This window comes from Micromonospora olivasterospora (genome assembly GCF_007830265.1).
GTDB classification, from domain to species: domain Bacteria; phylum Actinomycetota; class Actinomycetes; order Mycobacteriales; family Micromonosporaceae; genus Micromonospora; species Micromonospora olivasterospora.
In genome coordinates this window covers 237,270-257,257 of sequence record NZ_VLKE01000001.1, presented here as the reverse complement: position 1 = coordinate 257,257, position 19,988 = coordinate 237,270, and the positions used below count along the sequence as shown (strand labels likewise).

Genomic DNA, 19,988 nt, shown 5'->3' with positions numbered 1-19,988 from the left:
TCTAGTTTTGGCACCGTACACGCCACCACGTTGATCATTTTGTTAGGACCTCTTACGGCACCACCCGTCTCGGGATGCTCACCACCGCGGTCTCCAGCCGCGACTCGCGCACGGTCGCCGTGCGATCGGCGCCGGGTGCGGTGCACAGGGCCAGCGTTCGCCCGTCCGGTCCGCCGAGGTCGCAGGCGATCACCATTCGGTCGCTGCGGACTCGGCCCGCGCTCTGGCCGTCGAGCGTGACCCGTTCCGCGCTGTTGGTGAACGGGCTCGCCACCCAGACGCACCCTTCCTCGTCCATCGCCGAGATCCCGTCCGGCAGGAATCCGAGAGATGCCGTTCGCCTGCCGGCCAGCCGTCCGTCCCGCAGGTCGTACACGGACAGCCGCTGGCCGAGCGTTTCCGCGACGACCAGCTGCTCGCCGTCCGGGCTGACCGTGACGCCGTTGGGGAAGCGCAGGTCCGCCGCCACCTCGGCGACGGATCCGTCCGGGTCGACGCGGAACAGCTTCGCCGTGGGCACGTCCGCGGTGGCGAGCGCGCCCATGTCGCCCTTCGTCACCGCCTGTGAGTTCGCGGCCAGGAACGACTCGATGTCGACCCCCATCTCGCTGATGTAGGCCCGGCCGTCGCGATCGACCCACATGTCGTTGAGGTCGTGGGCCGCCAGCGCGGAGAGGTCGCTGTGCACGGTGAGCCCGTCCGGATCCAGCCGGAGGATCGCGCGGTCCGCCATGGAGACCACGAGCAGGCGCCCGTCCGGCAGCCAGCCGAGACCAGACGGACGCCCAGGCACCTCGGTCACGGTCCGGACGTTCCCCGCCACGTCCACGGCGTGCACGGCGAGACCGTCCATGTCTGACACCCAGATTTCACCGTCGTGCCACCGCGGGCCCTCCAGGAAGGTGAAGCCTTGCTGGAGAACATCGGTTTCGGCCGATTGAGATCCGGTCATGGTCGCTCTCCGGTCGGGCTGCACAGGAAATGGTGGTCGTTGAAGTCGATGTTAACCGCCCGCGCCCGCTTGCGGACGCGCCCTTCCCGGTTTCTCAGCGATTTTCACCGTCCGCCCGGCGAGTTTCCGCCCCGGACCCGACGGGCACGTCCGACCCCCATCCCCGGAAGTCCGCGAGGGCGTAGAAGCTGAGCGCACAGTCCAACTGTCGAACTATCTCCACTGCGGGCGCGAAACCGCCGGCGACGAGCTCCGCGAGGCGCCGCCGGGCGGAATCCGCCGCGGCGTGCATCTCACGAAGTACCCAACCCGGCGTCACGTCGTACATCAGGACGTTGTTCTGGCCGTGATCGACGCGTTCCCAGGAATAGGTGGCGAGGTCGTTGGCCAAGCGGACGGCGACCACCAGGTCGTCCATGGCCGACACCAGCGTGTCCAGCTCGCCGAGCAACTCCGGAGCGGGCAGGGTGACCCAGCGGCCGAAGTTGGCCACCCAAACCAGGATGCTGTCCGCGTGGCTGAGGTACTCGCGCACGTCGGTGCCGACGGCTTGGCCTCCGGAGCGGGCCCGCCCGGTGACCCAGTCGTAGCGGACGCCCCGCAACGCCAGGTCGACCTTGGCAACCCAGAGGTCTGAGAGTCGAGGGTGGACGGAAAGGTCGTTCACTTCCCGCTGCCACGCGGCCAGTGCCACGAGGAGGGGGTGCACGCCGTCGTAACGCCCGGTGCGGACGATCTCCGCGCAGTGGCCGAGCAGTGCGTCCAGGTCGGCCTGGTCGGTGACTTCCCGCTCGACCTCGTCGTCCAGTGCGTAGGTCCACGCGTACATCCGCGTGGTGAGGCGCAGGTCGTCGGCACTCCGCCACGGGCTGATGGTCGCCGCGGTCATGGCCATCGCCTCCACCGGGGTGTCGGGCAGGGAAAACGCTGCAGTCCACCGGCGGAGGTCTGCTAGCACCCGCAGGGCGAGGAGCGTGATGGGCGTGCACTGCGCGGGAGAGGGGAGATCGTCGAACGGCGCGGTCGTCATGGGCTGACCCTCTCAGTGGTGCGGTGTCACAGTGCAGCCGGCACCCCGTCATCGTCGCGTCCGGACGGAGCAGTAGTTCAGTGCCCTGGCGTGGGAACACAGCACCTCGCCGACTCCGCACCACCGAAGCGACGGGAACCGTCCGTCCTGCGTTCGACGCGTCGGTAGTTCAACCCCACCAGCGGTTCGATCCTCCATTGCAATGGTGGTCTGTTGCGTGTAGAACGTTCAGAGATAGGTCAGCCACAGGGAAAATGACGAGGGGGCTGCAAGACCAGTGGACGTGTTGAGCGAGCTCGCGCGCCCGGAGGCGCTGGTGGACCCCTATCCGATTTTGGCTGAACTGCGCACTCACGACCCCGTTCATCTGACGTCAAACGACGTCTACCTGATCAGCCGTTACGTCGACGGTCGCACGGTCATGGAGAACTCCGCCCTTTTCCGGAACCCGGAACCGGACGAAGTAGCGCAACTCTTCCCCTCGGCACATCGACATCGGTCGCAACAGCTGCTCCTGAACTCGGTCGCACTGCGGAATCCTCCCGCGCACACGCGCCTGCGCCAGCCGGTGGCGCGGGCGTTCACGGCCAGCCGGATGGAGAGCCTGCGGCCCGGTGTCGAGCGCATCTGCGACCAACTGCTCGCCCCGGTCGCCGAGCAGTATCTCGACGGCGAGGTGGTGGACCTCAACCGGACGCTAGCCGTTCCACTGCCGCTCGCTGTGTTCGGCGAACTCCTCGGGGTGCCCGCCGAGGACCGGGCCTGGCTGCAGAAGCTGGTGCCGTCCGCGCTCGCCGCGATGCGGCCCGACTCCAGTGAAGAGGAGTTGTGCACCGCTGACGAGGCGAACTCGGTCATCGAGAGGTATTTCCTCGACCTCGCCGAGCGCCGGCGCCGCGACCCCGGCGAGGACCTCGTGTCGCTGCTGGTCGCCGTGCACGACGACGAACCGGATGTGTTGTCCGCGGACGACCTGATGAGCATGTTGTGGGGGCTGTGGGCCGGTGGCCTGGCCACCACCACGACAGCAGTCGACTTCGGCGTGCTCGCCATGATCGACCATCCCGGGAAGACCCGGTGGCTACGCGGAGGTCCGGCCGAGGCGCTGGCGTTCGTCGACGAACTGCTCCGCTACGAGGCACCGGCGATGAGCACCGCGATCAGCCGGTTCGCGCAGCGGGATGTCGAGCTGTCTGGGGTGCCGGTGCCGAAGGGCGCCGACGTCCGAGTGTTGTTCCCAGCATGCAACCGGGACCCCGACGCGTTCCCGTCGCCCGACACGTTCGACCCGTCCCGCAAGCACCTGCACCGCAACCACCTGACCTTCGGCCACGGTCTGCACTACTGCCTCGGTGCCGCGCTCGCCCGCATGGAGCTGGCCGCTGTCCTGCCGAAGGTTTTCTCCCAGCTGCCTGCCATGGTGCTCCACGAGCAGCCGACCTTCCACCAAGCGGTGCCGGTGCGGGTTTTCGCGAGCCTGCTCGTCTCGCGGGGGTGACCTCGCCGATCGGACAACCAACGCTACCGGAGCGGACATGACGCGATACTGGCGGTTGGACGTCGACCAGGACAGGTGCATCGGGTCGGGGCAGTGCACGGCCACTGCGCCCGGCTCCTTCGAACTGGACGACGACCGGTTGGCGCACCCCAGCGAAGCCCTTGTGGAGCCGTCGGAGGACGTCCGGTCGGCCGCTCACCTGTGCCCGGTCGCGGCGATCACCATCGACGAGGTGGCTGCGGAACACTGACGGCCCCGCCGCCGGGATTCCGGGATATAGACCAAGCACGTGCTGGGCCAGCGGGTCGGCGTCCAGGCGAACGACACCCGACCTCCTGGGCTGCTCCAGCATGGCGATGGCCGGCTCGGGCTTGGCAGGCCAAGGCGCCCTCACCTGGAATCCAGGCCTCGCGGAGCGTATTCTCGGTGGTCGTCAACTGGTCACGCCAGGGCCAGTTCGTAGCACTCTGGGACGTAGATGCGCTCGATTCCGCCCTGGACCGACTCTGTGAAGCAAGCCGCCGAAGATCTGTTAGCCGAGTTGGCGGCTGATGCCATGGGGCAGGTGTCTCCCTCGGTGTACGAGACAGCCAGGCTGGTGGCGACGGCCACGTGGTTGGACGGACATCCTGAGCGTGTGTGCTTCCTGCTGGACCAGCAGGGGAGCGACGGCAGCTGGGGGGCACCCGATGGCTACGGCCTGGTGCCGGCCCTGAGCGCCGTGGAGGCTCTGTTGACCGAGCTCCGCCGTGCTCAGCGCCCGGCCGCTGACGCCGTCCAGTACGGGCTCCTGGTCGGCGCCGTCACCCGAGGGCTGGCCTGGTTGTCCGGATGGCTCGGCGAAGGCAGCAGGAATCCGTTCCCCGACACCATCGCGGCGGAGTTGATCGTTCCCTGGCTGATCGGGGACATCAACCGGCAGCTGGGGCGACTCGTCTCCGAGCCGCTGCCCGGGCTGGAGGCGTGGTCGGCTCATCCGCCGCTTCCCGTGCCGGCGGAGGCCGACGAAGGTGTGCTGGAAGGGATCCGCAGCTCGGTTCGGGCCGGTCATGTCCTGCCGGACAAGCTCTGGCACTCGCTGGAGGTCCTGGGGGTTGACGCGGCGGGCGCGTACAACGTTCGTCCGGTCAACGGCGCTGTGGGCGGTTCCCCGGCCGCCACCGTTGCATGGCAACGCACGCAAGGAGTTCCCGCCAGGACGGTCGACGACGTGCTCAGCTCGACCCACTACCTGGAAGAGGTCCAGCGCAGGGGGCCCGGACCGGTGCCCGGCATCAGTCCCATCACCTCCTTCGAACGCGCCTGGACCATTTCGGCGCTGGCGACAGGCCGGATGGACACGCCGATCCCCCGGGAACTGGTGGACAGCCTGCGGCAGGGACTCAGCGACACCGGTGCCCCTGCCGCCCCAGGCCTTCCACCCGACTCTGACGACACTGCCGGAGTGCTCTACGCGCTGGCCAAGGCCGGTGACCAGCCTTCGCTGGACTGCCTGTGGGGTTACGAGGCGGACTCCTACTTCCGTTGCTTCATGGGCGAACGGACCCCGTCGACGAGTACCAACGCCCACATCCTCGAGACGCTGGCGGTTCTGAACACGGCGGACCGAACCCGTCGGCAGAACGCCGCGGAGAAGATCGCGGCATGGTTGCGCAAGAACCAGGAGCCAGATGGCAAGTGGTGGGACAAATGGCATGCCTCGCCCTACTACGCGACCGCGTGCTGCGCGCTTGCGCTGGACCGATCGGCCACCCTGGGCATCAACGCCGTCGACGAGGTGGACGGCGCGGTGCGCTGGGTCCTGGACACCCAACGCGCTGACGGTTCCTGGGGACGCTGGGAGGGTACCGACGAAGAGACCTCATACGCCCTGCATGTCTTGCTGGCCACCCACACCTCCGGCGACAAGACCGCCCTGGCGCGCGCCGCCGCACGCGGCTGCGCCTTCCTGCTACGCCAGAGCGGTCCCGGCATCGACGACCGGGATGCGCATCTGCCGCCCCTGTGGCACGACAAGGACCTCTACGCCCCGGTAGCGGTGATCCGGGCGGCGCGGCTCGCGGCTCTCCACCTCGCCGCCACCGATCCTGATGTGATGGCCGCCCTTCCCGAAGACGTTCCGGCACCGGCCTGGGCGGCGGGAACGTGAACCGGGCCCAACGCCGCCTTTTCCTCGGTGGCCTGTCCTTTCTGGACTCCCTCGCCGCCGAACAGGCCGACGTGGTGGAGTTGTCGCCTCCACCCGAGCAGCGCCTGCTGGTGGGCAACCCCGAAGCGATCGGACAGATCTTCCGCGCCGACCGGCAGATGCACCTCGCCGGTTCCGACACCCTCCGCCCGCTGGTGGGAGACCGGTCCCTGCTGTTCGCCAACGGAACCCGGCACGCCGCCTACCGCCAGTCAATCGGCCCTGAGCTGCGCGGCAACGCGTTGCGGCGCTACCACTCCACCATCGCCGACACCACCCACGCCGCGATCAGAACCCTGGCCTCCGGGTCCGTGATCGAGCTGACCGAGTGGACTCGCAAGATCACCCTCAACGTCATCGGCACCATCGTTCTCGGCCCCTGCGGTGAGGACCTGCTCCACCGGTTCAGCACCTGGGTGGACGGTGCGCTCGGCTCGGTACCCCGAACACTGCTCTACCGCTATCTTCGCACTCCAGTCGGACTGCCCACGCCATGGCGCACGTTCTTGCGACGACGTGAGGTCATCGACCGCGATGTGCTGCACCGCGCCCGCTCCGCAGACCGAGGCGGGACAGTGTCCGGCACACCGTGCGGAACTCTCGCCGGCTTGCTGACCAGCGGACGAGAGCCACTCGGCCGGCTCGACGACGACGATTTGCGGGACCAGCTGGTGTCACTGCTGTTCGCAGGCCATGAGACCACCGCTTCCGCGACCGCCTGGACGCTGTTCTGGCTGGAGCGCCACCCGCAGGTCCTGGCCGACGTGCGGGAGGAGTTGGCGGCCACCACCAGCGAGGGCTCCAACGCCAAGGATGTTCCCCTGCTCGACGCCGTGTGTCGCGAGTCGCTGCGGCTCACCCCTCCGGCCACCCTGGCAGGCAACCGGGTGCTCACCGAGGACTGGGATCTGCTCGGCCGGCCGACAGCGGCCGGTACCCGGCTCACACCCAGCATCTATCTGGTCCACAGACGGCCCGATGTCCATCCCGATCCGCTGCGCTTCGACCCGGGCCGATTCCTCGGCACACGAATGCCAGCCCAGGACTACCTGCCATTCGGTGGCGGGCTGCGACGATGCCTCGGCGCCGACTTCGCCATGCTGGAACTGCGGATGATCGTCGCCGCGGTGCTGCGCAGCCTGGATCTGCGCTGCGTCAATCCCCGCCGGGGAGTTCCACAGCTGCGCGGAGCGGCGATGGGACCCAAGCCGGGCCTGCGGATGGAGGTGCGGCATGTCCGGGCGCTGCCGACTTGAGTGGCTGGATCGGCTTTCCGTCGCTGCTCTACTTCCTCGGATTCGCATTGCTCGAACCACTGCGCACCGCCGTGACGGTCGTGCTGTTTCCCATGCTCCTGCTCGCCACCAAGCGCACCCCATAGTGACCACGGTGGACACTCCGCAACCTCGGATGAGCTAGGCCGTGTCTCGTCGATCTTGGGCGAGGTCACGTAGCCAGATCTTCATCGTGGCGATGTCGACGGTGGCCTGGTACATGTAGTCGCGCTTGTCGTACCTGGTCGCGACCGCCCGGAACTGCTTGAGCTTGTTCAACGCCCGCTCAGCGGTGTTGCGCTGCTTGTAGCGCTCCCGGTCGAAGGTCGGTGGCCGGCCGCCGCGGGATCCCTTCTTGCGACGGTTGGCCGCCTGATCGGCCTTGATCGGGATCGTGGCCTTGAAGCCGCGGCGGCGTAAGTGAGAACGGATAGCCTTCGAGCTGTACGCCTTGTCAGCCAGGACATGCCCGGGGCGGGTACGCGGCCGGCCGACCCGGCGGGGAATCCGGATAGCGGCCATGACCTGCGTGAAGCCGGTACAGTCGGCCCGCTGCCCGCACGTGGTGTGCCGGGCGATCGGACGGCAACGACGGTCAGCGGCCAGGTGCAGCTTGGTGGTCAACCCGCCACGGGACCGGCCGAGGGCTTCCCTTCCGCCCTTTTCGTCCCTGGCGGCTTCCCCCTTTTCGGGCTCTTGTGATGTTCTCGTGGGTGGGTTGACGCCCTGATCGACAGGGCACGCCGTGTCCCGTCTAGGTTTCTGGCTTGTCGAAGGTCAGAAACTGAAGTTTGGGAAACGGCGTGCGTTTGACCAGGGTATTGCATCGACAGGCAGGGCTGGAACGGGCCGTCGTCGAGGGCGTGCGCCTCGATGACGACACCGACGGTGAGGTCTTGGTGATCTCTGCCCGGCCGCGCAAGGGCGCGGCGCGTCGCTGCGGGCGCTGCCGGGCTCGCGCGCCGTGGTACGACCGCGGCTGGGGCAGGCGGCGGTGGCGGCACCTGGACTTCGGCACGCTGCGGGTGGTCATCGAGGCCGCCGTGCCTCGGGTCGACTGTGCCGAGCACGGGCCGACGGTGATCGCGGTGCCGTGGGCGCGTCACGGTGCCCGGTTCACCACGGCGTTCGAGGACACCGCGGCGTGGCTGGCCGCGCGCACGTCCGCGTCGGCGGTGACCGGGCTGCTGCGCATCGCCTGGCGCAGCGTGGTCGCTATCGTCGGCCGGGTCGTCGACGCTGCCGCCGCCGGCGCCGATCGACTGGCCGGACTCAAACGGATCGGTATCGACGAGGTCGCCTACCGCAAGGGCCAGCGCTACCTGACCCTGGTCGTCGATCACGACACCGGCCGCCTGGTGTGGGCCGCCGACGGGCGGGACAAGGCCACCGTCGCCCCGTTCTTCGACGAGCTGGGCGCGCAGCGGGCCGCGGCGCTGACCCACGTGTCGGCCGACGCCGCCGCCTGGATCGGTGACGTGGTGGCCGAGCGGGCGCCGCAGGCGGTCCGCTGCCTTGACCCCTATCACCTGGTCGCCTGGGTCACCGACGCCCTCGACGAGGTACGCCGGGCGGTGTGGAACACCGCCCGTGGCGGCAAAGGCGGCCGCACCGAGGCGTCCAAGACCCTCAAAGACGCCCGGTGGGCGCTGTGGAAGAACCCGCCGAACCTGACCGACAAGCAGAAGGCGACCCTGGCCACGATCCAGGCCACCAACCGGCCGCTGTACCGGGCGTACCTGCTCAAGGAACAGTTCCGGGAGATCATCGCGGTCAAGGGCGCCGACGGCAGGCTCCTGCTGCAGGCGTGGCTACGCTGGGCGAGCCGGTCGAAGCTGGCCCCGTTCGTCAAGCTGGCCAAGACGATTCGCCGTCACCTGCCCGCGATCCACAACATGCTCGACAGCGGACTGTCCAACGCCCGCATCGAGGCCAACAACGTCCACCTGCGCGTGCTGACCCGCCAGGCCTACGGCTACCACAGCGCCAAAGCGTTGATCACCATGGCCAACCTCCGCCGCGGCGGCCTCTGCCCACCACTACCCGGACGATCATGAACCCGACCCACGAGAACGGCAGTAGACCCCCCTTTTCGGGTGATCAGCCGCTGGGGCGTGCCGCGCACCCGCCGCGTGCTGGTGCGCCCGGGTCGAGGAGGTGTCCACTCCGACCGTCCACTCGTCGCCTTCCTCGGCGTCGCAGTCGATCCGCAACGCCGCGCAGATCCGCGACCAGGTGCCGTCCATCGCCCACCTGCGTTTGCGCTGGTAGACCGTCTTCCACGGACCGAACCGCTCCGGCAGGTCACGCCACGGAATCCCGGTACGTTCCCGGTACAAGATCCCCGAGACCGTCGTCCGATGGTCACGCCATCGGCCCCCACGCGGCGGATCCGCTGGCAGCAACGGCGCCAGAAGCGCCCACTCGTCGTCGGTCAACTCATGCCGTCGAGACACGCCAATCTATCTACCAAAACCCGCCCCGAAGATCCACGAGACACGCCCTAATGGGGACGCCCATCGGCGGCTCGGGCCGGCCGGGTTGGCTGGCCTGGTGGTGGCGACGGCGCGTCTCGCTGGTGAGGGCGCTGGGCGGAAGACGATGGCGGGTACCGCCGCGTTGCTGGCTGATCGTGCCGGGCGCGGCGGCGCCCGGCACGGTCAGCCGCGAGTATGGGGAACTTTTCGAGGCCCCACGGCCGTGGGGGGTTTGCTCGCGAGCATTGTGCTCGTGGCGTCTGCCGAGTTGGGTGAGGCGGTCGGCTTCCAGGGCGAGAAGTGGGACCTCCATCACCGTGTCGGGGTCAACACGGAGGAGACCGGCGCATATTTGGTGCCGGACATGAGCGGCGGTCAGCGCGGCTAGTTTGCACGTGGCTGACTGATCCGCACCGGGTGCCCCTGGTTCGGGGCGGGAAGGAGTGTTGCGCGTTGGCCGCCGCCGTTCCGACCCTTGAGCTCAGTGAGAGCTGGTTGCGGGCTTTGGAAGCGTTCACTGGGATTAGGGTGTCCCGGGCGAAGTTGCCGTTGTTGCGGGATGACATCGGCACGCTGGAAACGCTGGCGCTTCGGGTGCGTACGGTGCTGGGTCCGTTGCTGGAGCAGACGATCAGGGCGGTTCGGGAGGCGGGGGAGGGTGAGGCCTTCGACCGGTTCGTGGCGCAGACCGCTCCGTTTGTGAGGAAGATGGCCGAGACGGCCGACCTGATGCTCGCCGTGGTTGATGCGGAGAAGAAGTTCTTCGTGGAGACGGAGGTCGGCAAGCGTACGGCGTTGGCCATGTTCAACTTCATGATTGCCGAGTTCGCTGTCGCCGCGGCGATGTGGTTCTGGAATCCGGTGGGGGCGGCGGCGCACATCGCGCAGACGCGGACGATCATTCAGGCGATCCTGCGTTCGGCGTTGGTGCGGTCGGCGGCGAGTGGCACGGCTATGCAGATGTTGTTCATGCCGGGTTCTGCGTTGCTGGCCGAGGTGTCGATGATGACCGATGGTCTGCAGCCGGGGGTGAACTGGTCGGCGGTCGGTAAGCAGGCGGCGTTCGCGGGGGCGGTGGCGTTCCTGACCACGGTGGGCGGGCCGGCGTTGGGCAGGGTCGCTGGCGTTGTCGCGGGCGCGGTCGGCAAGCTCGCCGTGTCGGATGCCACCAAGCATCTGCTGACCGATGTGCTGTCGCGGCCGGTGACGGAGACCCTCGGGGAGGGGCTGTTCGGTATCGGTGCCAGCTTGATGGTCGAGGGGTACTGGGACCCCGGTAATCTTGGTGCGGATCTTTTGTCCGGGGCGATTTCGGGGGCGGGCGGGGCGGCCGCGAGCGGGCTCGGGCTGGTCGTGAGTCGCGCCGTGGTGCAGCCCCGGGTGCAGGTGCCTCACATCGGTCTCACGTCGGACGGTAGGCCGGTCCTGCCGGTGGGGCCGACACCGGTGGGTGGGGACACGTCCGCGGGGTACCAGGCTGGGGTCGACGATCCGAAGCCTGTGGTGACCGGCGGGCAGGCCCCGCCGCCCCCGCCCGTGCCGCTGCTGCCGGCGTCGAATCTGCCCGCGCCGGCGCTGGACCTGCCCGCGCCGAAGCTGGATCTGTCGGTGCCGTCGTGGTCGGTGTCGAACCTGTCGATGCCGGCTGCGCCGGTGCCGGCGTGGGTCGCGGCAGCGGGTGGGCCGGCGGTGGAGCAGTGGCATCGGTTCCAGCAGGAACTGGCGGACCACTATGGCGGGTTGTTGGCCGGGACGGGGCAGGCGCGGCAGTTCCTGGCCGGGCTGCCCGTGCCGGTCGAGCGGGTGTTCACCGAGTGGGCCGACGCCCGGCAGAACGACCCGGCCGTGCCCGTTTTCCTGTCTCAGGTCGGTCTGCCCGCCACCGCCCTGACCGACCAGTTCCTGTTCGATGTCCGGGACCGGGCGGTCGCCCAGGTCACCGAAACCCTCGCGGGGCAGGTCCCGGCGGGCGGGCAGATCCCGGCGGCGGTACGCCCGGAGCAGGTCGTCGCGGCGCTGCCCGGGGAGTTCGACCGGCAGGCGTTGCGCTCGATCGCGCACCTGGCCGTCGGGCACCACCTCGACCAGTACTTCACCACGGGCGCACCGGCGACCGTCCCCCTGCCAGGCGGCGTCGTCCCGCCGGGGGCGCTGGCGTGCCGGGGGTGGCTGGCGTGCCGGGGGGTTCCGGGGCGGTGACACCGCCGTCGGAGGTCGTGCGCGCCGCGGTCGAGCGGGACGTGCGGGCCCACGTGGACCGCAGCCTCGACGCGATCCTCGGCGCCACTCCACTACCCGCCGCACCACTGACCGCACCACTGACCGTGCCGCCCGCCGTGCCGCCCGCCGTGCCGCCCGCCGTGCCGCCCGCCGTGCCGCCCGCCGTGCCGCCCGCCGTGCCGCCCGCCGTGCCGCCCGCCGTGCCGCCCGCCGTGCCGTCGGCTGCCGCGGTCAGGCCCGACGCCGCGCAGGTGAGCGCCGTGGCGGACGTGGTCCGGCAGGCGGTCACCGACCTGCCGGCCCGTGTCACGGCTGCGGCCATCCCCGACACCACCGCACCGGACACCACCGCATCCGGCACGGACACCCCGGCACACCGGCGTACCGACCTGCCGCCGGTGCCGGTGACTCCCGAGCAGCACACCGCAGCAGCGACCAGCCAGGCGGAAACCCAGTTCACCGCCCTGGCCCGCAAGTACGGCGTCGAACCGGCCAACCACGACACCCTCGCCGGATCCTTCCAACGGGACTGGGTCAACGGATACCACCAGGTACTCGCCCAGGCCACCGGCAGCGCCACGCCCGCCACCCCCAGCATGCCGGCCGCGCCCAGCGTGCCGGCCGTGCCCGGTGTGCCGGGCACGTCCGGGGTGCCGGGCACGTCCAGCGCGCCGGGTGCGTTGGGCACTCCGGGCACGCCGGATGCGGCCGGCGCCCGTACTACGGTGCCGGGTGGTGTTGCCCCCCGCACCGACGGCACGCCGAACCACGACCACACCAGCGACAGGACGTCGGTCAGTGACCTGTCCGCCTCCGGCGACGACATGTTCAGCCGCGATGGCAAGCCCAACGACACCTTCACGGTCAGCGACTTGTCCGTCTCCGGTGACGACATCTTCAGCCGCGATGGCAGGCCCGACGACATCTTCACGGTCAGTGACCTCTCCTCACTGGACGAGCCGATCAGCCGCGACCCGGCCAAGCCCGACATGGGGGACAGGGATCCGCTCAGTGACGTGTCCTCGTCGGCCGACTCGGTCGATGGTGACCCGGCCAGGCGCGATTTCTGGGACAGGGATTCGTTCAGTGACGTGTCCTCGTTGGGCGACTCGGTCGGTGGTGACCCGGTCGGACGCGGCGAGCCGGCCAGCGCGGCACCGGAGCCGGCCAGCGCGGCACCGGAGCCGGCCAGCGCGGCACCGGAGCCGGCGGTCGCGGCGACCGGGCCGGCCGCGGCGGCCGAGTCCGCGCGGCGGGTCGCCGACTGGATCGATCAGACACCGGTGGCCCCCGACAGCCGCGACCCGTGGTGGTGGTGCGTCCAGGCCACCCTCGACGCCTACACCACCGCCTACGGACGGCCCGGCAACCGGACGGTATCCGACGACCGGATCCTCGGACCCGACGGCCGACTCGCCCCCACCACGAGCTGGCCGCAACTCCTGGACATCCTCGACGCGACACCCGAACGCGTCGCCCACCCCGACGGCTGGCCCGACGGAGTCACACCACAGGACGTACTCGCCGCCCTACGGGCGGCACCGGGCTCGATGGTCGTGGTCAGGGTCGCACCACCCAACGAACCACAACACGTGTTCGCCCTCCACAGCCAACCACAACCATCCGGACCACCGACCATCAAGGTGCGCGACGGCCTGGTGCCCGGCGCCGAGGACCGACCCGAACCACCCGACCCGACCACCGACCCGTGGCTGCGACACCTGTTCGCATCGAGCACCCGACTCGCCGCGTTCGACAACACCGGACGACCCACCACCATCACCGCCCTCCTTCCCGAGCACACCACCGCACACCCGCAGCCCACCACCACGACCAGCATCGACCCCAACGCCATCCTGCTCGCCTCCACCACCCCACCCCGCGGCCCGTCCCAGGCAATGCAGGCAGACATCACCTCCCCCGAGCCGGCCGGCTCCCCCCGGCAGCCGTCCGACCGGCCGGCTCGGTTGCCCGAGTCGGGCTCAGGGTCGTCGGACCCGTTCCCCGATCCGCTGCCGAGCCGGCCGGCGGCGATGGAGTGGCACCCCCCGGCCGACGCCGACGCAGGCGGACAGCCGTGGGGTCCAGCGGACGGCGACCCGTATGGTCTTGGCCCGGAGTTCGCGGTTGGCCTGGCGTGGGACCCGTTGGAAGGAATGGACGTGTCGACGCCGCGGTCCGACTCGGAGTGGGTGCCGACGAACTTCGATGAGAAAGTGGTAGAGGCGGCCAGGCGATTGGCGCAGTCCGCGTTCTATGTTGAGGCGAAGTTTGACGCGTGGGTGGGCGAGGTGTTCGACACTTCTCGCGCGGAGGGTGGGCTAGCGTTCGACGCCTTCTACCGTTCATTGTTGAATACCCCGGAGTCGCCGGCGATGCAGGGCATCACCAACGTGGTTGGACTGCGCGCGTTGGCGGCCCGCCGGCTGGCCGAGGACCTCGCCCGGGGTGAGCAGTCGACGTTGAGAGAGTTCCTTCCGTATCCGGAGGGCGTGTCGGAGCGGCAACGGCAAGCCCTGCACCAGATCTGGCTTGACAAGCTCTTGAACTCCAAATCCGGAGATTACGAACTCACGCATGTGATTCCGCGTCTCATGGCCGAGGCGTTGTCCATGCCGATGCGGATCCATCATCCGTTCGATGCTCCGAAGAACATCGATCCGACGACGTCCACTGCTGGTGCCGTCCGGCAGCAGGTCGTCTTCTGGAAGGGTGCCTACCACCGCCTCCAGCCTCGTGATCCAAACGATTCCCGCATCGCCAGTGGCTTCCAGGAGCCAGGGTTGTCCGCCAACCGCCGGGCCCGCCGCGCCCAGCACCTCCCTCAGTATCTGGATGACCTTCTCAACGACCTGAAACACCAGATCGCCGTAGCGGAAGAGAATTCGACCAGCACGCACGGGCATATTCTGCAGCACGTCTACCGCCGTAACCTCGCGGACATCCGCCGGCAGCCCATCTCCCCGCGCACGCGGGCCCTCGAGCTAAGAGAACATCGCCTATACCTCAACAGTCTCGACGAACACAGCGGCTGGCACGACAAGAGCCCACAACTTAGTTCCCGATTCACCCTCCGCCTAACCGCCAACGCCGCGACGGACCGCATGAGTCTGCACCTCAAACTGGGCGGCAAGTATGATGTTGTTCTGAATATCGACCGACTTGTCGCCCCCGGCGATGTGGTCTCTGTCGACTTCGGCGAGGTCGGCGGGCAGGGTGTCGGTATTGCCAGAATCCCGTACACCGCAGCCGGCGGCACCGAGAGTTCCATCTACCGGAAACTCGACCGTGGGTTCGATGGCACCGAGCTGGCGGAATTGCGGAAAAGGGCACCCAGTAGAGTTTGGGAGTTTGAAAAGCCTGGTTTCAGTGACTCCTCCCGGCGGGTGGTGGCAGTGGACGAACGCCGCCGTTTGGGCGTGAAGTTCAGTGAGGGCGATGAAGGCAAGGCCACCAAGAAACCTTATATCTCATCGGCCAAATTGGCCGACGGAACTCCGTTCGTCGTCCCGGAGGGCATGGCGAATGTGGTTCTCGAAGTCGGGTATGACGTCATTGGTCGACCCCTCGCGGTCGTGGAAATCCCGGCCGAGCGGAACGGGGGGCGGGCCCTGTACCTGACGTTGACCGATCCCGCCCCCACCGCGCGCGACATCGAGCGGCTGCGCAAAACTCGGCGATTCGGCCGGCGCGGCGAGCAGGCCGACCGCACCCACCCACAGGGCCACCCGGGCGACGTCGAGCGGCTGGGCAAAACAGGACGATTGTTGGAATTCGACAAGCCGTCGTTCAGTGACTCCTTCCAGATGGTGACGGCAGTGAGCGAACGCGGCGTTTTGAACGTGCGGTTCAGTGGGGGTGATGAAGGCAAGGCCACCAAGAAACCTTCCATCTCACCGGCCAAATTGGCCGACGGAACTCCGTTTGTCGTCCCGGATGGTATGGCGAATGTGGTTCTCGAAGTCGGGTATGACATCAACGGACTACCTCTCGCGGTCGTGGAAATCCCGGCCGAGCGGAACGGGGGGCGGGCCCTGTACCTGACGTTGACCGATCCCGCCCCCACCGTGCGCGACATCGAGCGGCTGCGCAAAACGGATTCCTTCTGGGAGTTGTCGGATCGATGGGAGCTTGCCGATGAAATGTATCTGAATGACCCATTGAGGGCAAATGCAATCGGCAAGCCCTTCGATCTTCGGGTCGGCGGTCCGGGCACGACATTCGATGGGCGGGAGGTGGATCTGTCTGCGGGGGCGGAGATCACCCTGCGGGTAGGAGAGCGGCTGGTCGGGCCGGATATCGTCAACAATGTCTTCGTCGTGGTCAAGGCGCCGTTGAAGCCGTTGGACGACGAAGCCAAGGGCACGGTGGAGGAGCGTCTGATCGACTTGCAGGCCTACCTGCGCGACAACCCGTCGGTGGTCGACGTGCCCACGCACGCCTACCGGCTCGTCAACACGGGCAAGCCGGCCGCCGAGTTCAATGCTCTGATAGAGCGGCTCCAGAACCGGAAGGAGACGCTCGACAAGCGCAGGGAGCGAGGCGAACCGGCAGTTGGGTCATCATCCGCGAAGCGTCGGCGCACCGGGGGCGGGTTGCCTGGGGGGCCGGCGGCGTTCCGGTGGGGTTCTGGGGAGGGCTCGTTCTCGGCTGCTGTGGGCGTGGAGGCCGTGTCGTCGTCGGGGTGGGCGGCTGGGGTGGCGCCGTCGGTGGAGCAGGTTGACGGTGGTTGGAGTGTGTCGTACCGCAGCGTGAAGGGTTTGCCTTCGTGGGGCGAGATGACGCGGGTGCACTCCGATCGGTTCACGTGGCAGGGCACGGAGCCGCTGCGGTTCGTGCCGACGCCGGGGGAGCAGCCTCCGTTCCGGGTGGAGACGGCGGGGAAGAATGCGGGGGTACGGGTCCACGTCGACCACTGGGTGCACGGTGAGTCGGGGACGGTGGTGTTCCGTCTCCGGTTGAATCCTGACCCGAACGTGGATCGGGACTCAATCCTGGGCACGTTGCGTGCTGTCGAGCAGTGGGTGGAGCAGACCAACGAGCGGGTGCGGCCGGAATTTGGACCGCAGGCGGTGGCGGTGGCGGTGGTGTTCGACCCGAACGCGGAGACGGAGGTCCGGCTCAGCCCGAAGGGCATTGACCTGCGGCACACGGATGATGTCTGGGTCAGCGAGGACGGTTCGGCGGGTCGGATCGACCAGTTGCACTGGCTTGCGGGTCTTCCGTCCCGCGCCTACGGGCACGAGTTGAAGCACTTCGCCGGGGTGCCGCACGACGGTTCCCCCGGCGATCTGCTCAGGACGTCCAGGAGCGTCGGTGACGACCATCTCCACGAGCCGGGGTTCACCAAGTGGGAACTCGACCAGATTCGCGCGACGGCCGCTTCGTACGTCGCTCCCACGGTCGCGCCCCGGCCGGCTGGGTCGTCCGAGTCGGTCTCGGGGTCGTCGGACCCGGTCTCCGATTCGTTGCCGGGCCGGCTGGCGGCGATGGAGTGGCACCCCCCGGCTGACGTCGGCTCTGATGCGGGCGGGCAGCTGTCGGACGGCGATGGTTACGCCGTGCCACCAGGATTCCCCGGTTACGAGTTGGGGGTTTCTGACGCGCCGTTGAATCCCGGCGGTGGTGAGCCACCGATCGGCGCCGGGCGGGTTGTTGTGATGGAGGTGGACGCCGAGCCGCGGACGCCGGTGCCACCGCCGGCGACGACGGCCCCGGCGCCGCCCGAGATCGTGGACTCCCCGGCATGGAATGACTTCTTCCGGCAGGTGCTGGTCGGCGCGGGGGGCCAGGTGGCGGAGACGCTCGGTCGGCCGACGGTGGGGATTGATGATGTCCGCCACTATCTGGCCGTTCAGCTTGGCCTGATCGTTCAGCGTACGGATTTCCGGGAGCGTCACGGGTTGCCTGATCTTTCCTTGGAGAGGTTGCAGCAGGCGTTGGATTCCAGGGGGAGCTCTGTGCCCGGCTTGACGCATGTCTTGCCGCACCTGGTCTCGGAGGCGTTCGGGATCAATTTCGCGCCGCCGCTGACCGGCGGGGGCACCAAAACGGTCAAACTCGGCCCGAATGGGCGGCTGCCGTTCAACGTGGGCGGCAGGAGGCCGAAAGTCGGTGTGGCCGCTTCGGGCCAGGAGGCGACGCTCTGGTTCGGTCACCACACGGACGGGCCGCATGCGGGTAAGCCGGGCGTGTTGATCAAGCTCGGGAGCCTGGAGGACCGGAAGGATGGCCCGTTCTGGCTGGACCCGGCCCCTACCGAAAAGGACCTGGACAGGCTGCGGGCCTACAAGAGCAAAACCGTGCGTGCAGACGGGTGGACGGAGGGGGACCCGCCGCAGCTAACCGACGGGAACACCAAAAGGGTCGAGCTCGACGAGCAAGGGCAGCTGCCATTCAAGGTGGGCGGCAGGAGGCCGAAAGTCGGTGTGGCAGCTGGGGGCCAGATGGCGACGGTCTGGTTCGGTCACCACACGGACGGGTCGCCTGCGGGTGAGCCGGCCGCGTGGATCAAAGTCGGGGGCCTGGAGGGCCGGGAGGGCGGCCCGTTCTGGCGGTGGCTGGACCCGGCCCCCACCGAGGGCGACCTGAAGAGGCTGAAGACCTACAAGGGCCAGACCGAGCGTGCGGACGAGTGGACGGGGGGGAACCCGCCGCAGCTGACCGACGGGTACACCAAAAGCGTCCCGATCGACCGGCAAGGGCAGCTGTCGATCAAGGTGGGCGGCAGGAGGCCGAATGTCGGCGTGGACGCTGCGGACCGGATGGCGACGATCTGGTTCGGTCCCCGCACCGACGGGTCGCATGAGGGTGAGCCGGCCGCGTGGATCAAGGTCGAGAGCCTGGAGGACCGGGAGGGCGGCCCGTTCTGGCGGTGGCTGGACCCGGCCCCCACCCAAAAGGACCTGGACAGGCTGCGGAACTATGAGCCCCGGACCGTGCATGCGGGCGAGTGGACGGCGGGGAAGCCGCCGCAGCTGACCGACGGGTACACCAAACAGGTCTGGATCAACCGGCAAGGGGGGCAGCTGCCATTCAAGGTGCGCGGCAAGAGGCCGAATGTCGGTGTAATCGCTGGGGACCAGATGGCGACGGTTCGGTTCGGTTACCGCACGGACGAGTCGCATGAGGGTGAGCCGGCCGCGTTGGTCATGGTCGGGAGCCTGGAAGGCCGGGAGGGCCGGGAGGGCCGGGAGGGCCGAAAGGTTGGCCCGTTCTGGCGGTGGCTGAACCCGGCCCCCACCGAGGACGAACTGAAGAGCCTGCGGACCTACGAGTCCCGGACCGTGCGTGAGGGCGGGTGGACGGCGGGGGAGCCGCCGCAGCTGACCGACGGGTACACCAAAAGCGTCCCGATCGACTGGCTAGGGCAGCTGTCGATCGAGGTGGGCGGCAGGAGGCCGAATGTCGGTGTGGTCGCTGCGGACCGGATGGCGACGGTCTGGTTCGGTCGCACGGACGGGTCGCCTGCGGGTGAGCCGGCCGCGTTGGTCATGGTCGGGAGCCGGGAGGGCCGGGAGGGCGGCCCGTTCTGGCGGTGGCTGGACCCGGCCCCCACCGAGGACGAACTGAAGAGCCTGCGGACCTACGAGCCCCGGACCGTGCATGCGGGCGGGTGGACGGCGGGGAAGCCGCCGCAGCTGACCGACGGGTACACCAAAGAGGTCCGGATCAACCGGCTAGGGCAGCTGCCGTTCAAGGTGCGCGGCAAGCAGCCGGTTGCTGGTGTGGCCGCTGCGGGCCAGATGGCGACGGTCTGGTTCGGTCGCACGGACGGGTCGCCTGCGGGTGAGCCAGCCGCGTTGGTCATGGTCGGGAGCCGGGAGGGCCGGGAGGGCGGCCCGTTCTGGCGGTGGCTGGACCCGGCCCCCACCGAGGACGAACTGAAGAGCCTGCGGACCTACGAGCCCCGGACCGTGCATGCGGGCGGGTGGACGGCGGGGGAGCCGCCGCAGCTGACCGACGGGTACACCAAAAGGGTCCGGCTCGGCCGGCGAGGGCGGCTGGCGTTCAAGGTGGGCGGCAAGGAGCCGGTTGCTGGTGTGGCCGCTGCGGGCCAGATGGCGACGGTTCGGTTCGGTTACCGCACGGACGAGTCGCATGAGGGTGAGCCGGCCGCGTTGATCATGGTCGGGAGCCTGGAGGGCTGGGAGGGCGGCCCGTTCTGGCGGTGGCTGGACCCGGCGCCCACCAAGAATGACCTGAAGAGGCTGCGGATCTACGAGTACAGATCCAGGGGCGGAGTTGCCGGTGCCGGGCCCCGGCCCGTGAATGCGGGCGGGGGACGGCGGGGGACCCGCCGGAGCTGACCGGCGGGTCCAGCGGCAACGCCGCCGCGGTGGCACCCGC

At 68.9% G+C, this 19,988-nt stretch carries 12 protein-coding genes and 1 pseudogene; 9 read left to right on the top strand and 4 right to left on the bottom strand.

From position 1 onward, the window contains the following. Nucleotides 1-52: 52 nt before the first annotated feature. Both JD77_RS00890 and JD77_RS00885 read right to left on the bottom strand, forming a co-directional pair. Nucleotides 53-952, bottom strand: coding sequence for an SMP-30/gluconolactonase/LRE family protein (locus JD77_RS00890; RefSeq protein WP_145772614.1), 900 nt, complete (start codon nucleotides 950-952; stop codon nucleotides 53-55). Nucleotides 953-1,046: 94 nt separating this feature from the next. Further along, nucleotides 1,047-1,982 (bottom strand): terpene synthase, encoded by a 936-nt coding sequence (locus JD77_RS00885; protein WP_145772613.1) that lies wholly within the window; start codon nucleotides 1,980-1,982, stop codon nucleotides 1,047-1,049. 286 nt (nucleotides 1,983-2,268) lie between these two features. Between JD77_RS00885 and JD77_RS00880 the strand changes: the two genes are divergently transcribed. The 5 genes from JD77_RS00880 to JD77_RS34600 all read left to right on the top strand — a co-directional run bounded on the left by JD77_RS00880 (nucleotide 2,269) and on the right by JD77_RS34600 (nucleotide 7,049). Further along, the gene (locus JD77_RS00880; protein ID WP_145772612.1) at nucleotides 2,269-3,480 is read left to right on the top strand and encodes a cytochrome P450; all 1,212 of its coding nucleotides are present in this window, start codon (nucleotides 2,269-2,271) and stop codon (nucleotides 3,478-3,480) included. 37 nt (nucleotides 3,481-3,517) lie between these two features. Then, nucleotides 3,518-3,730 carry a ferredoxin gene (locus tag JD77_RS00875; RefSeq protein WP_107076677.1) on the top strand — a complete coding sequence of 71 codons (213 nt, stop codon included), beginning with the start codon at nucleotides 3,518-3,520 and terminating at the stop codon, nucleotides 3,728-3,730. 228 nt (nucleotides 3,731-3,958) lie between these two features. Continuing rightward, a complete protein-coding gene (locus tag JD77_RS00870; RefSeq protein ID WP_145772611.1) occupies nucleotides 3,959-5,629 on the top strand; it encodes a prenyltransferase/squalene oxidase repeat-containing protein in 1,671 nt (556 codons plus the stop codon). Beyond that, entirely contained in the window at nucleotides 5,626-6,924 is a 1,299-nt protein-coding gene (locus JD77_RS00865; protein ID WP_145772610.1) for a cytochrome P450, read from the top strand. Before JD77_RS00870 ends, JD77_RS00865 begins: the two co-directional genes overlap by 4 nt. Then, nucleotides 6,921-7,049, top strand: a complete 129-nt coding sequence (locus JD77_RS34600; protein WP_281292074.1) for a hypothetical protein — start codon at nucleotides 6,921-6,923, stop codon at nucleotides 7,047-7,049. The genes JD77_RS00865 and JD77_RS34600 overlap by 4 nt, the downstream gene beginning before the upstream one ends. Before the next feature lie 34 nt (nucleotides 7,050-7,083). Here the strand turns inward: JD77_RS34600 and JD77_RS00860 are convergent. Continuing rightward, nucleotides 7,084-7,611: pseudogene (locus JD77_RS00860) on the bottom strand (IS5 family transposase); the annotation flags it as partial. Between the two features lie 134 nt (nucleotides 7,612-7,745). Between JD77_RS00860 and JD77_RS00855 the strand changes: the two are divergent. Then, complete coding sequence (locus JD77_RS00855; RefSeq protein WP_145772608.1) at nucleotides 7,746-8,999, top strand: ISL3 family transposase; 1,254 nt, start codon at nucleotides 7,746-7,748, stop codon at nucleotides 8,997-8,999. Here JD77_RS00855 and JD77_RS00850 read toward each other — a convergent pair. Next, nucleotides 8,994-9,398, bottom strand: coding sequence for an IS5 family transposase (locus JD77_RS00850; RefSeq protein ID WP_170286339.1), 405 nt, complete (start codon nucleotides 9,396-9,398; stop codon nucleotides 8,994-8,996). The two genes, JD77_RS00855 and JD77_RS00850, sit on opposite strands and share 6 nt — an antisense overlap. Before the next feature lie 274 nt (nucleotides 9,399-9,672). On the opposite strand from JD77_RS00850, the gene JD77_RS34595 reads away from it, so the two are divergent. From JD77_RS34595 to JD77_RS00840, 3 genes are all read left to right on the top strand, one after another. Continuing rightward, nucleotides 9,673-9,807 carry a hypothetical protein gene (locus tag JD77_RS34595; RefSeq protein ID WP_281292073.1) on the top strand — a complete coding sequence of 45 codons (135 nt, stop codon included), beginning with the start codon at nucleotides 9,673-9,675 and terminating at the stop codon, nucleotides 9,805-9,807. Nucleotides 9,808-9,947: 140 nt separating this feature from the next. Next, nucleotides 9,948-11,618, top strand: a complete 1,671-nt coding sequence (locus JD77_RS00845; protein WP_170286338.1) for a hypothetical protein — start codon at nucleotides 9,948-9,950, stop codon at nucleotides 11,616-11,618. Then, nucleotides 11,594-19,948: a hypothetical protein gene (locus JD77_RS00840; RefSeq protein WP_145772605.1), complete on the top strand. Its 8,355-nt coding sequence runs from the start codon at nucleotides 11,594-11,596 to the stop codon at nucleotides 19,946-19,948. The genes JD77_RS00845 and JD77_RS00840 overlap by 25 nt, the downstream gene beginning before the upstream one ends. Nucleotides 19,949-19,988 lie beyond the last annotated feature (40 nt).